Here is a 14,343-nt window from a genome sequence, read left to right on the forward strand (position 1 = left end):
TTGGTGAACGGCCGGGGACGGCCCGAAGTGCCCATGCCCGTAAGGCAAATCGGACGGACGACGCTCCGCCGGACTTACTCGCCCACTTCTCCGTACGCGGCGAGCAGGACCGCCGGGTCGGGGCCCTCCAGGACGGTCGGCTTGGCCAGGCCGTCGAGGACGATGAAGCGCAGCAGGTCGCCGCGGGACTTCTTGTCGACCTTCATGGTCTCCAGCAGCTTGGGCCACTGGTCGTAGCGGTAGTGGAGGGGAAGACCGACCGATTCGAGGATCGTGCGGTGGCGGTCGGCCGTCGCGTCGTCCAACCTGCCTGCCAGACGGCCGAGTTCGGCGGCGAAGTGCATGCCGACGGCGACCGCGGCGCCGTGCCGCCACTTGTAGCGCTCGTTCTTCTCGATGGCGTGGCCCAGCGTGTGGCCGTAGTTGAGGATCTCGCGGAGTCCGGCCTCCTTGAGGTCCGAGGAGACGACCTCGGCCTTGACCCGGATCGAGCGCTCGATGAGCTCCGCGGTGTGCGGGCCCGCCGGGGTGCGCGCGGCCTCGGGGTCGGACTCGATGAGCTCCAGGATCACCGGGTCGGCGATGAAGCCCGCCTTGATGATCTCGGCGAGCCCGGAGACGTAGTCGTTGACCGGCAGGGACTCCAGCGCAGCCAGGTCGCACAGCACGCCGGCGGGCGGGAAGAAGGCGCCCACCAGGTTCTTGCCCTCGGCGGTGTTGATGCCGGTCTTGCCGCCGACCGCCGCGTCCACCATCGCGAGGACGGTGGTGGGGATCGCGATCCAGCGCACGCCGCGCAGCCAGGTCGCGGCCACGAAGCCGGCCAGGTCGGTGGTCGAGCCGCCGCCGACGCCGACGATGACGTCGGTGCGGGTGAAGCCGGACTGTCCGAGCGCCTTCCAGCAGTAGGCGGCGACCTCGGCGGTCTTGGCCTCCTCCGCGTTCGGCACCTGGATGGCGACGGCCTCGTAGCCCTGCTCGGCGAGGTCGGCACGCAACGCTTCGCCGGTCTCGGCGAGCGCCTCGGGGTGCACGACGGCGACCCGCTTGGCCTTCTCCCCGATCAACCCGCCGAGTTCGCCCAGGAGTTGACGGCCCACCAGAACCTCGTACGGGTCGCTGCCCGCGGTCCCGCCGACCTGGATCCGGGTGACTGCCTCGCTCATGCTTCTTTCAACTCCAGTGCGTCCAGGGCGACTTGGGTGACCTCTTCGGGCGTACGGCCGTCGGTCGCCACGACGACGGTGGCGACCTCCTCGTACAGCGAGCGCCGCGCCTCCATCAGCTCGCGCCACTGCTTGCGCGGATTGACCGCCAGCAGCGGGCGGGCCGCGTTCAGCCCGGTGCGCTTGACCGCCTCCTCGACGTCCATCGAGAGGTAGACGACCCGCTGCCCGGCCAGCAGCGCGCGCGTGTCCGCGTCGAGGATCGAGCCGCCGCCCAGCGCGAGGACGCCGTCGTGCTCGGCCAGCGCCTTCTGCACGGCGGCCTTCTCGATCGCCCGGAAGACCGGCTCGCCCTCGTCGACGAAGATCTCCGCGATCGTGCGGCCCTCGGCGGCCACGATGTCGTCGTCCGTGTCGCGGTAGCCGGCCCCGAGCCGCTCGGCCAGCAGCTGTCCGACGGTGGACTTGCCCACACCCATCGGCCCGACCAGGACGACCTGCGGAGCGCTCACCGGATGGCCAGGTTGTCGAGGTAGGACTGCACATTGCGGCGGGTCTCGGGCACCGAGTCGCCGCCGAACTTCTCCGCCACCGCGTCCGCCAGGACGAGCGCGACCATTGCCTCGGCGACGATCCCGGCCGCCGGCACCGCGGACACGTCCGAGCGCTGGTGGTGCGCCTGCGTGGCCTCGCCGGTGGCCACGTCGACGGTCTGCAGGGCGCGCGGCACGGTCGCGATCGGCTTCATCGCCGCCCGCACCCGCAGCAGTTCACCCGTGGTCAGGCCGCCCTCGGTACCGCCGGAGCGACCGGAGACGCGCCGGATGCCCTCCGGGGTGCCCACGATCTCGTCGTGCGCCTTGGAGCCCGGCACCCGCGCGAGCTCGAAGCCGTCGCCGAGCTCGACACCCTTGATGGCCTGGATGCCCATCAGCGCACCGGCCAGGCGGGCGTCCAGCTTGCGGTCCCAGTGCACGTGCGAGCCCAGCCCGACCGGGACCCCGTAGGCCAGGATCTCGACCACGCCACCGAGGGTGTCGCCGTCCTTGTGGGCCTGGTCGACCTCGGCCACCATCGCCTTCGACGCGTCCGCGTCCAGGCAGCGCAGCGGGTCGGCGTCCAGCTTCTCGACGTCGGCCGGCGTGGGGTACACACCCTGAGGAGCCTTCACGGAGCACAGCTCCACGACGTGGCTGACGATCTCGATGCCGGCCGTCTCCTTCAGGTACGACCGGGCCACCGCGCCCAGCGCCACACGCGCCGCCGTCTCCCGCGCGGACGCACGCTCCAGGATCGGCCGGGCCTCGTCGAAGCCGTACTTCTGCATGCCCGCCAGGTCGGCGTGGCCGGGGCGCGGGCGGGTCAGCGGGGCGTTGCGGGCCAGGCCGGCGAGGATCTCGGGGTCGACCGGGTCGGCCGACATCACCTGCTCCCACTTGGGCCACTCGGTGTTGCCCACCATGATCGCGACCGGGGAACCGAGGGTGAGGCCGTGCCGGACGCCGCCGATGAAGGTGACCTCGTCGCGCTCGAACTTCATGCGCGCACCGCGTCCATAGCCGAGCCGGCGCCGGGCCAGGTGGTCCGCCACCATCTCCGTGGTGATCGGCACGCCGGCGGGAAGGCCCTCCAGCGTCGCCACGAGTGCGGGACCGTGGGACTCCCCCGCGGTCAGCCAGCGCAACCTGCTCAACGGTGCTCCTCAGTGCTCGCGCCCTGGTACTGCCTGCGTACGCGCGTCCTCGCGTACGGCGACGGCGCGACCAGGTGCGCGGCCCCGGCCCGCCACCTCCGATCCTCCCACGTCCGCGAGGCGACTCCGATCGGAGTCCGACAAACGGACAGGGCGAACGGCGCCGGGAGAGCCTGCCGGGTCAGCGGCGCACGGCGGCCTCGCGCATCGCGGCCAGCGGGGAGCGTGGGTCGCCGGTGAACTGGTGGAACTGGAAGACGGCCTGGTGCACCAGTAGGTCGAGGCCGCTGAGTACCGGCCCGCTGCGCTCCTGCCAGGCTGCGGCGAGGGGTGTGGGCCAGGGGTCGTAGAGCACGTCGAAGAGGGTGCCGACCTGGGCGGGGAGCTGTCCGGCCAGTGCGTCGGTGCCTCCGGCGGGCGTCGTGGAGATCACCAGGGGCGCCTCGAAGGCCCGCGCCGCGTCGGCCCAGTCGGCCGGGCGGACCTGGACGCCGAGTCGCTCGCCCCACTGGCGCATCTCGGCCGCCCGCTGCTCGCTGCGCACGTAGACGGTGACCTCGCCCGTGCAGATCCGCGCGAGCGCGGCGAGGGCGGACGAGGCGGTGGCGCCGGCGCCCAGGATCGCCGCCGACTCGGTCTTCTCGACGCCGCGCTCGTGCAGTGCGGCAACCAGACCGGGGATGTCGGTGTTGTCGCCGACCTTCCGCCCGTCGGGCCGGAAGACGACGGTGTTGACGGCCTCCACCGAGGCCGCCGTTTCGGTGATCTCGTCGAGGAGAGGGATCACCGCCCGCTTGAGCGGCATGGTCAGCGACAGCCCCGCCCACTCCGGTCCGAGCTGCGCGAAGAACCCGGGCAGCGCCGACTCCTCGATCTCGAACCTGTCGTACGACCATCCGTCCAGGCCGAGCGCCCGGTAGCCCGCGGTGTGCAGCTGCGGCGACAGGGAGTGGGCGATGGGCGAGCCGAGCACGGCCGCCCTGCGGGGTGTCGTCATCAGTCCTTGTTCCTCGACGCGTTGAACTCGTCGACCAGCTTGTTGTGCTCGGCGAGCGTCTTCGTGAACTTGCTGGTCTTGCCGTCCAGCGAGATGAAGTAGTACCAGCCGTCGTGCGTGGGGTTGAGCGCGCCCTTGAGCGCCTCCTCGCCCGGGTTGTCGATGGGACCGGGGGGCAGGCCCTTGATGTAGTACGTGTTGTACGGGTTGTTGTACTTCCTGAGCTCGGCGATACTCAGGTCGATCTTGCTCTGGTTCTTCACGTAGTTGTACGTGGAGTCGAACTCGAGCGAGCCGTAGGTCTCGGGGTTGCCCGGCTTGAGGCGGTTGTAGACGACCTCGGCCATCTTGCGGAAGTCGTCGTGGCTCGTACCCTCGGCCTGCACCAGGCTCGCCACGGTGAGCAGCTGCCAGGGGCCGTCGAGTCCGAGGCTCTTCGCCTTCTTCTCGAGGCCGAGCTCCGCGTACTTCCCGTTGGCACGGGAGACCATGTCCTTCAGGACCGTCTCGGGCTTCTGGCCCTTGGTGGCCGCATAGCTGGAGGGGTAGAGGAATCCTTCCAGCGGGTCCTTCACATTGGCGTGGTTCAGTGCCCAGGAGGGCAGGCCGAGCTTCTTGTAGTCCTTCTTCGCGACCTTCGCCGTGGTGCCCTCGGCCACGCCCAGGCGGGTGTCGATCAGCTTGTAGACCGCCGAGTTGCGAGAGCCCTCGGCGATGATCAGGTTGCTGCGGCTCTTCGGACTGAGCATCAGCTCGACGGCGCTCGCCGCCGACATCTGCTTCTGCAGCGTGTAGACGCCGTCCTGGATGGTCTTGCCCTTGGGGTTCGCCTGCTGCGCCGAGACGAACGCGTCGACGCTCTCGACGACGCCCTTCTCCTTCAGCTTCTGGCCGATCACATAGCCACCGGCGCCCTTGGGGATGACGACCGTGACCTGGTCGCCGTTGCCGTCGCCCGCGTAGTCGGGTGCCGGGCCGAAACGGTCCTGGTAGAACTGCCAGCCGAAATAGCCGACACCGCCGAGGCCTCCGGCGAAGAGCATCACGAGTACGAGGCAGGCGCATCCGTTGCGGCGCTTCTTCGGCTTCTTGCCGCCGCGCCCCTTGCGGTCGGCCCGCGGGTCGTCGTCCTCGTCCTCGTCCTCGGCCCCGCCTGCGAAGAAGGCGTGTTCGCCCTGGTCGGGCCCGGGGTCCCAGTCGGTCCGCGGCTCGGGCTCGGCCTGCCTGCGGGCGGGGGGCTCGGGCGGCGGGTAGGCGTCGGGCGCGCTGTAGTAGTCGTGCTGCTCCCCGCCGTACCCCGCGGACTGCTGCCCGTACGGATCCGACGGGTCGGTGTACTGGACGTGCCCGTGGGTGCCCGTGCCCCAGCCGCCGTTGTCGTACTGCTGCTGTCCTTGACCGCCGTTGTCGTACTGCTGCCCTTGACCGCCGTTGTCGTAAGGCTGCTGCCCCTGACCTGCGTAGTTCTGCTGTCCCTGGTCGCCGTACTGCTGTCCGTACTGCTGGTCGTACTGGGGGTAGTGCTGCTGCGCCTGGCCGTACGCGGATTGCCCGCCGTTGCCCCAGCTGCCGTAGTGCTGCTGCTGCGGCTGCTCCGGATAGTGCTGTGGCTGGCCGCCGTAGGGGGACTGCTGGCCCGTGTGGGCCTGCTGTCCACCCCATCCGTCGTCCCCGTACAACGGGTCCTCCGGATGCCACGGTTCGGAGCCTTGGCCCCGGCCATACTCAGTCATCGATCCCCTAGAGCCGCGAGGCGGCGGATACGCGGCTTATGGCCGGTTTCCGTTCCGCCTCTTGCTATGCACCGGCTGTTCGAACAGCGGCACAGTCGCGCGGAACGTTACCGTATCGCGATCAGATGACCACTTCGACGCCCTCGCCGGGTGCTTTACCTGACACCCGTTCGGATTCCAAGGCCTGCTGCAGGATGATCACAGCGGCTGCCTGGTCGATGACCGAGCGGCCCTTCTTGCTCTTCACCCCTGACGCGCGCAGTCCCTGACTGGCCGTCACCGTGGTCATCCGCTCGTCCACGAGCCGGACCGGGACGGGTGCGATGCCCTGCGCGAGCTGCTGTGCGAAGCCGCGAACCTTTACCGCGGCCGGGCCCTCGCCCCCCTTGAGGGAGCGAGGGAGGCCGACGACGACCTCGATCGGCTCGTACTCCTCGACCAGTTGTTTCAACCGGCGCTGGGCTGCCGGGATGTCACGTCCGGGGACCGTCTCCACCGGGGTGGCGAGGATCCCGTCGGGGTCGCACGAGGCGACTCCGATGCGGGCGTCCCCGACGTCGATCGCGAGGCGACGGCCCCGGCGCATCACCGGGCCGTCCTCGCCCGACCGTTCCTCGGTGCTCACTTGGCCGTTTCCGCCACGAGCCGCTCCACGGCGTCGACGGCGTCGCCGATCGCGGCCGGGTTCTGGCCGCCGCCCTGGGCGACGTCCGGCTTGCCGCCACCGCCGCCGCCGAGGGTCTTGGCGGCCGTACGGACCAGGTCACCGGCCTTGAGACCGCGCTCGCGGGCGGCGTCGTTGGTGGCGATGACCGTCAGCGGCTTGCCGTTGTTGACCGTGAAGAGGGCGACCACGACGGCCCGTCCGCCCTGGATGCGGCCGCGCACGTCGAGGACCAGCTTGCGCAGGTCGTCGGGGGTCGTGCCGTCCGGGACCTGGCCGGTGACGACGGCGATGCCGCGGACGTCCTTGGCGGACTCGGCGAGACCGGCGGCGGCCTGCAGCACCTTCTCGGCCCGGAACTTCTCGATCTCCTTCTCGGCGTCCTTCAGCTTGCCGAGCATGGCGGAGACCTTCTCGGGCAGCTCCTCCGAGCGGCCCTTGAGCAGTTCGGTCAGCTGGTTGACGACCGTGTGCTCGCGGGCGAGGAAGTTGTAGGCGTCGACGCCTACGAGGGCTTCGATACGGCGGACACCGGAACCGATGGAGGACTCGCCGAGCAGCTTCACCAGGCCCAGCTGGGCGGTGTTGTGCACGTGCGTGCCGCCGCACAGCTCCTTGGAGAAGTCGCCGATGGTCACGACGCGGACCCGCTCGCCGTACTTCTCGCCGAACTCGGCGATCGCGCCCTGCTTCTTGGCCTCGTCGATGCCCATGATGTCGGCGCGGACGTCGAGGTCGCGGGCGAGGACTTCGTTGATCTTCTGCTCGACGTCGGTCATCACGGCCGTGGGAACGGCGGACGGGGAACCGAAGTCGAAGCGGAAGCGGCCGGGCTGGTTCTCGGAACCGGCCTGGGCGGCCGTCGGGCCGAGCGCGTCGCGCAGCGCCTGGTGGGTGAGGTGGGTGGCCGAGTGGGCGCGGGCGATGGCCGTGCGGCGACGGTTGTCGATGGCGGCGTGGGCCTTGGCACCGACCGTGACCTCGCCGACCTGGACGACGCCCTTGTGGACGTAGACGCCCGGGACCGGCTTCTGGCAGTCGCGGATCTCGATGACGGCACCGGTGTCGACCTTGATCCTGCCGGTGTCGCCGATCTGGCCGCCGCCCTCGGCGTAGAACGGGGTGCGGTCGAGGACGATCTCGACCTCGTCGCCCTCGGTGGCGGCCGGGGAGGAGGCGCCGTCGACGAGGATGCCGACGATCGTGGACTCGCCCTCGGTGTCCGAGTAGCCGATGAAGTCTGTCTCGCCCACCTTGTCGGCGATCTCACGGTAGGCACCGGCGCCAGCGTGGCCGGTCTTCTTGGCCTGGGCGTCGGCCTTGGCGCGCTCCCGCTGCTCCTTCATCAGGCGGCGGAAGCCGTCCTCGTCCACGGAGAGGCCCTGCTCGGCGGCCATCTCCAGGGTGAGGTCGATCGGGAAGCCCCAGGTGTCGTGGAGCAGGAACGCCTTGTCACCGGGCAGGACCGAGGAGCCGGCCTGCTTGGTCTCGGTGACGGCGGTGTCGAGGATGTTGGTGCCGGCCTTCAGCGTCTTGAGGAAGGCGTTCTCCTCGGCGACGGCGACCTTCTCGATGCGCTCGCGGTCGGTGACCAGCTCGGGGTACTGCTGACCCATCATGGCGATGACGGTGTCGATCAGGTCGAGCACGACCGGGCCGGTGGCACCCAGCAGGCGCATGTTGCGGATGGCGCGGCGCATGATGCGGCGCAGGACGTAGCCGCGGCCCTCGTTGCCGGGGGTCACGCCGTCGCCGATGAGCATCACCGACGTACGCATGTGGTCGGTGACCACGCGCAGGGAGACGTCCGAGTCGTGGGCGTCGCCGTAGGCCACGCCGGTCAGCTCGGTGGCCTTGTTGATGACGGCCATGGAGGTGTCGATCTCGTACATGTTCTGCACGCCCTGCAGAATCATGGCGAGTCGCTCCAGGCCGAGGCCCGTGTCGATGTTCTTGCTGGGGAGCTCGCCGAGGATCTCGAAGTTGTCCTTGCCGATGCCCTCACCGCGCTCGTACTGCATGAAGACGAGGTTCCAGATCTCGACGTACCGCTCGTCGTTGACGGCGGGGCCGCCCTCGACGCCGAACTCGGGGCCGCGGTCGTAGTTGATCTCGGAACAGGGGCCGCACGGGCCGGGGACGCCCATGGACCAGTAGTTGTCCTTCATGCCGAGGCGCTGGATGCGCTCCTTCGGCACACCGACGACCTCGTGCCAGATGCGCTCGGCCTCGTCGTCCTCCAGGTAGACGGTGATCCAGAGCTTCTCCGGCTCCAGGCCGTAACCACCCTTGTCCTGAGGGCTGGTGAGCAGCTCCCAGGCGTACTTGATGGCGCCTTCCTTGAAGTAGTCGCCGAAGGAGAAGTTGCCGCACATCTGGAAGAACGTGCCGTGGCGGGTGGTCTTGCCGACCTCTTCGATGTCGGGCGTGCGCACGCACTTCTGCACGCTGGTCGCACGCGCCCACGGCGGCTTGACCTCACCGAGGAAGTACGGCTTGAAGGGCACCATGCCGGCGGGGACCAGGAGCAGAGTCGGGTCGTCCGCGATGAGCGACGCCGAAGGGACGACGGTGTGACCGCGCTCCTCGTAGAAGCTCAGCCAGCGGCGGCGAATCTCGGCCGACTCCATCAGTGGTCCTCATTCCGGTTGTACGAGTACGTCTGGTACGTCGAGCCCTCGACGTACTTCGGGCTGTTGCGGTTCTCGATGGCGGCGTACCGCCGGGGTGCGGGGAGTTCGGGGTCGACGGAGGCGTTCAGCCCGAGCGCGTCGCCGAGCTCCTCCTCCCGCTGCGCCATGTTGTCGCGGACATCGAGCGCGAAGCCGACCGCGCGGTCCTTGAGCCGGTGACCGGCCTCGAGCGCCTTGTTGGCCGCGCTGACGGCGAGGTTCTCGGGGGTCAGCTGCTTCAGCTTGCGGTTGACCTTGGTGGTGGCCCACACACCGGCGGCCATGCCTGTGGTGAACCAGAACGTACGGCGGAACATCGGTTCGCTCAGTCCTTCTTTCCGCGGTACTTGCGCTTCTCCCGCCGCGCCGCGGGGACCGTCCGGCCCACGATCACGGTACGCCGGGACTCCTTGGCGGGCACGTCGTCCCGGCGGGCGCCGAGGGCCCGGCGGACGCCATAGCCGAAGGCCGCGACCTTGACCAGGGGGCCGCCGAAGGTGGAGGCGACGGTGGTCGACAGTGCCGAGGCGTTCGACGTGACCTCCTGGACGTCGGTCGCGATCGCGTCGACCCGGTCGATCTGGGTCTGCGCGGAGCGCACCGCCGCGGAGGCGTCGGCCAGCAGCGGGACAGCCTGGTCGGTCACGTCCGCCACCAGCTTGGTGGTCGCCTTGAGCGTCTGGGCCACCCTCGCCAGCGCGACGGCGAGGAAGGAGACCAGGATCGCCCAGAAGACGGCCACCAGGATCCCGGCTACCTCTCCACCGGACACCGTGTGCACCCGCTCCCTGAAACGTGCCTGAACATCGAAAAGTAGTGGACCGAGCCTATCGCGCCGGGGACTGGGCTCCGCACCGGATTACCCTCCGCGCGCTGCCGAGTTGCGCGAAGCGATTGTACGGAACGAACACGCCTCAGTACGCTCCGTATTCCATGCAGGATCATCAGCGCAGCGCCACCTCCGTGGACGGCAATCTGCCCCTGGAACCCGACTCCTTCGTCGGGCGTACGGCCGAACTCGCCGGGCTGGCGCGGGCGCTCGACGCCGCTCGGCTGGTGACGGTGACCGGTGCGGGCGGGGTCGGCAAGTCACGGCTCGCGGCGCGGGCGGCCGCACGGTGCGCGCCGCGTGACGGGGTGTGGCGGGTGGAGCTGGCGCCGGTGCGCGATCCGGAGTTCCTCGACTACGCCGTCGTAGAAGCTCTCGGGCTGACGGACCACACGACGCGGTTGCCGCGGGAGACGCTGCTCGCGCATCTCGCCGAGCGTCAACTCCTGCTGGTTCTGGACGGGTTCGAGCATCTGGTGGATGCGTGTGCCGGGCTGGTCGGCGAGTTGCTGGGGCGGGCGCCCGGGCTCAGGGTGCTCGCCGCCGGGCGCAGACCGCTGGCCGTGGCGGGCGAGCGGGTGTTCCCGCTGGCGCCGCTGGGCGAGGACGAGGCGGTGGCGTTGTTCGCCGACCGGGCGGAACGGCACGGGGTGGCGGCCGGCGACGACCCTGCCGTACGGGAGGTGTGCCGGCGTCTGGACGGGATCCCGCTCGCGGTCGAACTGGCCGCGGGGCGGCTGCGGGCCCTGTCCCCCGGGCAGTTGCTGGAGCGGTTGGACGACCGGTTCCGGCTGCTGACCGGCGGCGGTCGGGACGCGCTGCCCCGGCATCGGACGCTGCGCACGGCGATCGGCTGGAGTCATGAACTGTGCACGCCCCAGGAGCGGTTGCTGTGGTCGCGGCTGTCGGTGTTCGCCGGGCAGTTCGACCTGGAGGCCGTCGAGTACGTGTGCAGCGGGCACGGTCTGGTCGCCGACGACGTCCTCGACGTGCTCACCGAGCTGCTCGCGCAGTCCGTGGTCGCACGCGAGGAGACACCCGCGGGCGTGCGCTACCGGATGCTCGACACGGTCCGGGCGTACGGCGCCGACTGGCTGGAGGCGACGGGTGACGCACTCCGGCTGCGGCGGCGGCACCGCGACTGGTACCTGGGCCTGGCGACCTGGTGCGAGCTGGACTGGTTCTCGCCGCGCCAGGCCGAGGTGGCCGCGCGCGTGGAGGCGGAGCTGCCGAATCTGCGCTGTGCGCTGGAGCACTGCCTGAGCGAGCCGGACGAGGCGCATCTGGGCCAGTACCTGGCGGGCTCGCTGTGGTTCTACTGGGCGGGCTGCGGGCGGCTGTCGGAGGGACGGCACTGGCTGGAGCAGGTCGTACAGTCGACCTCGGGGCACGAGCAGTCCCGGCTGAAGGCGCTGTGGGTGCTCGGCTACGTGGCGATCCTGCAGGGTGACACGGTCCCCGCGCTGGCGGCGCTGCAGGAGTGCCGGGAGGAGGCGGAACGCGCCGCCGACCCGACGGCCGTCGCGTATGCGGAGCACCGCACCGGCTGTCTGGCCCTGGTCAGCGACGACATGGCGCGCGCGGAAACACTGCTGCGCTCGGCGCTGCGCCGCTACCAGGAGATCGGCGAGCTCAACAGCAATGTGCTGATGGCGCAGGTCGAACTGGCGATGACCCGCGCCTTCCAGGGCGATCTGCCGGGTGCGGTGCGGCTGTGCGAGGACGTGCGCCAGGTGTGCGAGGACCACGGCGAACGCTGGACCCGTGCCTACGCCCTGTTCGTCCTGGCGTACGCGGCCTGGGCCGAGGGCGATCCGGCACGGGCCCGTGCCCTGCTGACCGACTGCCTCACCGGCGCCCACGCCTTCCACGACCTGCTCGGGTCGGTGCTGTCGGTCGAGCTGCTGGCGCTGGTCACGGCGGTGCAGGGCGATGTGGCGGAGGCCGCGGTGCTGCAGGGCGCGGCGGGCCGGATGTGGATCTCGGTGGGTCTGCCGCTGTTCGGCTCGGCGTACTACAACGCCCCGCACGAGCTGTGCGAGGCCATGGCCCGCGAGCGGCTGGGCGACGAGCGGTACGAGGAGTGCGTACGGGAAGGGGCGCGGCTGGTGCGGGAGGCGGCTGTGACGCGTGCGCTGGAGCGGCCGCTGAACGCCGTGCCCTCGCCGCGGGGGCCGGTGCGGCACGCGACGGCGCGGGTGGAGATGCACGAACCCGCCGCCTCCCGCGCCCGGAAGGGCGGGGAGACGGCGGGCTGAGGTGGTGCTACCGCCTGCTGAAGATCAGCGGGCGTAGTACTCGACGACGAGCTGCTCGTCGCAGATGACCGGAACTTCCTTGCGGTTCGGCTCGCGGTCCAGGCGGAACGCCAGGGCCTTGAGGTTCACCTGCAGGTAGCGCGGGGTCTCGCCCTCGGGGGCGAAGCCGCCCTCACGGGCGATCGAGAAGAGGGTCTTCTCACGGCTGCGCTCGCGGACCATCACGACGTCGTCGGGACGGACACGGAACGACGGCTTGTCGACCTTCTGGCCGTTGACCTCGATGTGGCCGTGAACGACCATCTGACGGGCCTGGTAGATGGTGCGGGCGATGCCCGAACGCAGGACCAGGGCGTCGAGACGGCGCTCGAGCTCCACGATCAGGGCCTCACCGGTCTTGCCCTGCACCTTGGAGGCACGCTCGTAGGCGCGGACCAGCTGGCGCTCGGAGATGTCGTACTGCGCGCGCAGACGCTGCTTCTCCAGCAGACGGACCTTGTAGTCCGAGTTCTGCTTGCGGCCACGGCCGTGCTCACCCGGCGGGTAGGGGCGGGCCTCGAAGTACTTGACGGCCTTCGGGGTCAGCGCGATGCCGAGGGCACGCGACTTCTTGACCTTGGGGCGGGACTGATTCGCCACTGTCTCTGTCTCATTTCTTGGTTTTCGGCTTGTCAGGGTTGAGGGAGGTCGCATCCGCAGCCGGGGAAACCCTTCTCGTCCGAGTGGACGGGGTGGGCAGCCGCTCCCCTGGTCTGGGCACATACGTGCAGCACGCGAGTGGCCCACCGACCGTTCCCGTCGTACGACGAGTGGTGGTGGGCTGCCCGCGACACCGTTCGACGGTGCGCGACGCTCCTGGAACCCGCTGGGGGTTCCGGCTGGATGTCCTGCTCTGACTGCGCGGGACTCAGCACTTCGGCGAAGTCTACAGGGTGCTCAGGACCGCTTACGACCGAGGTGCTTCCTGGTCCACTCCACCGCGTCCGCGTACCGCGCCTCCGCTCCGTGCCTGGTCGGGGTGTAGTACTCGCGGTCCTTGAGGGCGTCCGGTGCGTACTGCTGCTCGGCGATGCCCTCCGCCAGATCGTGCGGATACACGTACCCCTGTGCGTGCCCGAGCTTGGCGGCGCCCTTGTAGTGGCCGTCGCGCAGGTGCGGCGGCACCTGTCCGGCCAGTCCCTTGCGTACGTCGTCCAGGGCGGCGCCGATCGCGGTCGTCGCGGCGTTGGACTTCGGGGCCAGGGCGAGGGCGATGGTGGCGTGGCTGAGGGTGAGGGCGGCCTCGGGGAAGCCGATCATGGCGACGGCCTGGGCGGCGGCGACCGCTATGGGCAGGGCGTTCGGGTCGGCCAGGCCGATGTCTTCGCTCGCGGAGATCATCAGACGGCGGGCGATGAAGCGGGGGTCCTCGCCGGCCTCGATCATGCGGGCCAGATAGTGCAGGGCGGCGTCGACGTCGGAGCCGCGGATGGACTTGATGAGGGCGCTGGCGACGTCGTAGTGCTGGTCGCCGTCGCGGTCGTACTTCACCGCCGCCCGGTCGACGACCTCTTCCAGGGTCGTCAGGGAGATCTCCGTCTCGCCCTTGTCGAGGGCCGCCCCGGCCGCGGCCTCCAGGGCGGTGAGCGCGCGGCGGGCGTCTCCGCCGGCGATGCGCAGGAAGTGGTCCTCGGTGTCCTCGGGGAGGGTGACGGCGTCCTTCAGGCCGCGCTCGTCGCTCAGCGCCCGCTTCAGGAGGCCCCGGACGTCGTCGTCGGTGAGCGGCTCGAGGGTCAGCAGCAAGGACCGCGACAGGAGCGGGGAGATCACCGAGAAGTACGGGTTCTCCGTCGTCGCCGCGATCAGCGTCACCCAGCGGTTCTCCACCGCCGGCAGCAGGGAGTCCTGCTGGGCCTTGCTGAAGCGGTGGATCTCGTCGAGGAAGAGGACGGTCTCCTTGCCGTACCCGCCGGTGGCGCGGCGGGCGCCGTCGATGACCGCACGGACCTCCTTGACGCCCGCGGTGATCGCCGACAGTTCGACGAAGCGCTTGTTGGTGGCCTTGGAGACGACGTACGCCAAGGTCGTCTTGCCGGTGCCGGGCGGGCCCCAGAGGATCACCGAGGACGGTCCGGCGGGGCCGCCCGCGCCCTCGCCGACCAGTCGGCGCAGGGGCGAGCCGGGCTTCAGCAGATGCTGCTGGCCCACGACCTCGTCGAGGGTGCGCGGGCGCATCCGCACCGCCAGGGGACTGCCGGTCGGGTCCTTCTCCTGGCGTTCTTCTGCGGCTGCGGTGAACAGGTCGGGCTCCACGTCCAAAACCCTAAATCACCGCACTGACAACGCGGCAGG

The 14,343-nt window shown here is 70.3% G+C and carries 12 protein-coding genes; 1 reads left to right on the forward strand and 11 read right to left on the reverse strand.

Going from position 1 to position 14,343, the window contains the following annotated elements; genetic code table 11:
- Nucleotides 1-74 precede the first annotated feature (74 nt).
- From aroB to ACFY1L_RS17525, 9 genes are all read right to left on the reverse strand, one after another.
- A complete protein-coding gene (gene aroB, locus ACFY1L_RS17485; protein ID WP_388824228.1) occupies nt 75-1,166 on the reverse strand; it encodes a 3-dehydroquinate synthase in 1,092 nt (363 codons plus the stop codon).
- Nucleotides 1,163-1,678: a shikimate kinase gene (locus ACFY1L_RS17490; protein WP_388824230.1), complete on the reverse strand. Its 516-nt coding sequence runs from the start codon at nt 1,676-1,678 to the stop codon at nt 1,163-1,165. The genes aroB and ACFY1L_RS17490 overlap by 4 nt, the downstream gene beginning before the upstream one ends.
- Nucleotides 1,675-2,859, reverse strand: a complete 1,185-nt coding sequence (aroC, locus tag ACFY1L_RS17495) for a chorismate synthase (protein WP_388824232.1) — start codon at nt 2,857-2,859, stop codon at nt 1,675-1,677. Before aroC ends, ACFY1L_RS17490 begins: the two co-directional genes overlap by 4 nt.
- Before the next feature lie 181 nt (nt 2,860-3,040).
- The gene (locus ACFY1L_RS17500) at nt 3,041-3,856 is read right to left on the reverse strand and encodes a shikimate dehydrogenase (protein ID WP_388824234.1); all 816 of its coding nucleotides are present in this window, start codon (nt 3,854-3,856) and stop codon (nt 3,041-3,043) included.
- Nucleotides 3,856-5,589, reverse strand: a complete 1,734-nt coding sequence (gene mltG / locus ACFY1L_RS17505; protein ID WP_388824236.1) for an endolytic transglycosylase MltG — start codon at nt 5,587-5,589, stop codon at nt 3,856-3,858. Before mltG ends, ACFY1L_RS17500 begins: the two co-directional genes overlap by 1 nt.
- Nucleotides 5,590-5,710: 121 nt before the next feature.
- Nucleotides 5,711-6,175, reverse strand: a complete 465-nt coding sequence (gene ruvX / locus ACFY1L_RS17510; RefSeq protein ID WP_361259939.1) for a Holliday junction resolvase RuvX — start codon at nt 6,173-6,175, stop codon at nt 5,711-5,713.
- A 35-nt stretch (nt 6,176-6,210) separates the two neighbouring features.
- Complete coding sequence (gene alaS, locus ACFY1L_RS17515) at nt 6,211-8,883, reverse strand: alanine--tRNA ligase (protein ID WP_388824238.1); 2,673 nt, start codon at nt 8,881-8,883, stop codon at nt 6,211-6,213.
- Nucleotides 8,883-9,242 carry a hypothetical protein gene (locus ACFY1L_RS17520; RefSeq protein ID WP_388824240.1) on the reverse strand — a complete coding sequence of 120 codons (360 nt, stop codon included), beginning with the start codon at nt 9,240-9,242 and terminating at the stop codon, nt 8,883-8,885. The genes alaS and ACFY1L_RS17520 overlap by 1 nt, the downstream gene beginning before the upstream one ends.
- 8 nt (nt 9,243-9,250) lie before the next feature.
- The gene (locus ACFY1L_RS17525; RefSeq protein ID WP_388824242.1) at nt 9,251-9,706 is read right to left on the reverse strand and encodes a DUF948 domain-containing protein; all 456 of its coding nucleotides are present in this window, start codon (nt 9,704-9,706) and stop codon (nt 9,251-9,253) included.
- A gap of 152 nt (nt 9,707-9,858) precedes the next feature.
- On the opposite strand from ACFY1L_RS17525, the gene ACFY1L_RS17530 reads away from it, so the two are divergent.
- Nucleotides 9,859-12,012 (forward strand): ATP-binding protein, encoded by a 2,154-nt coding sequence (locus ACFY1L_RS17530; protein WP_388824244.1) that lies wholly within the window; start codon nt 9,859-9,861, stop codon nt 12,010-12,012.
- Nucleotides 12,013-12,036: 24 nt separating this feature from the next.
- Here ACFY1L_RS17530 and rpsD read toward each other — a convergent pair whose 3' ends face one another.
- Together rpsD and ACFY1L_RS17540 are read right to left on the reverse strand one after the other, a co-directional pair.
- Entirely contained in the window at nt 12,037-12,651 is a 615-nt protein-coding gene (rpsD, locus tag ACFY1L_RS17535; protein ID WP_361259509.1) for a 30S ribosomal protein S4, read from the reverse strand.
- A 297-nt stretch (nt 12,652-12,948) separates the two neighbouring features.
- Complete coding sequence (locus ACFY1L_RS17540) at nt 12,949-14,304, reverse strand: replication-associated recombination protein A (protein WP_388824246.1); 1,356 nt, start codon at nt 14,302-14,304, stop codon at nt 12,949-12,951.
- Nucleotides 14,305-14,343 lie beyond the last annotated feature (39 nt).

This window comes from Streptomyces sp. NPDC001663, from assembly GCF_042893105.1.
GTDB lineage: Bacteria > Actinomycetota > Actinomycetes > Streptomycetales > Streptomycetaceae > Streptomyces.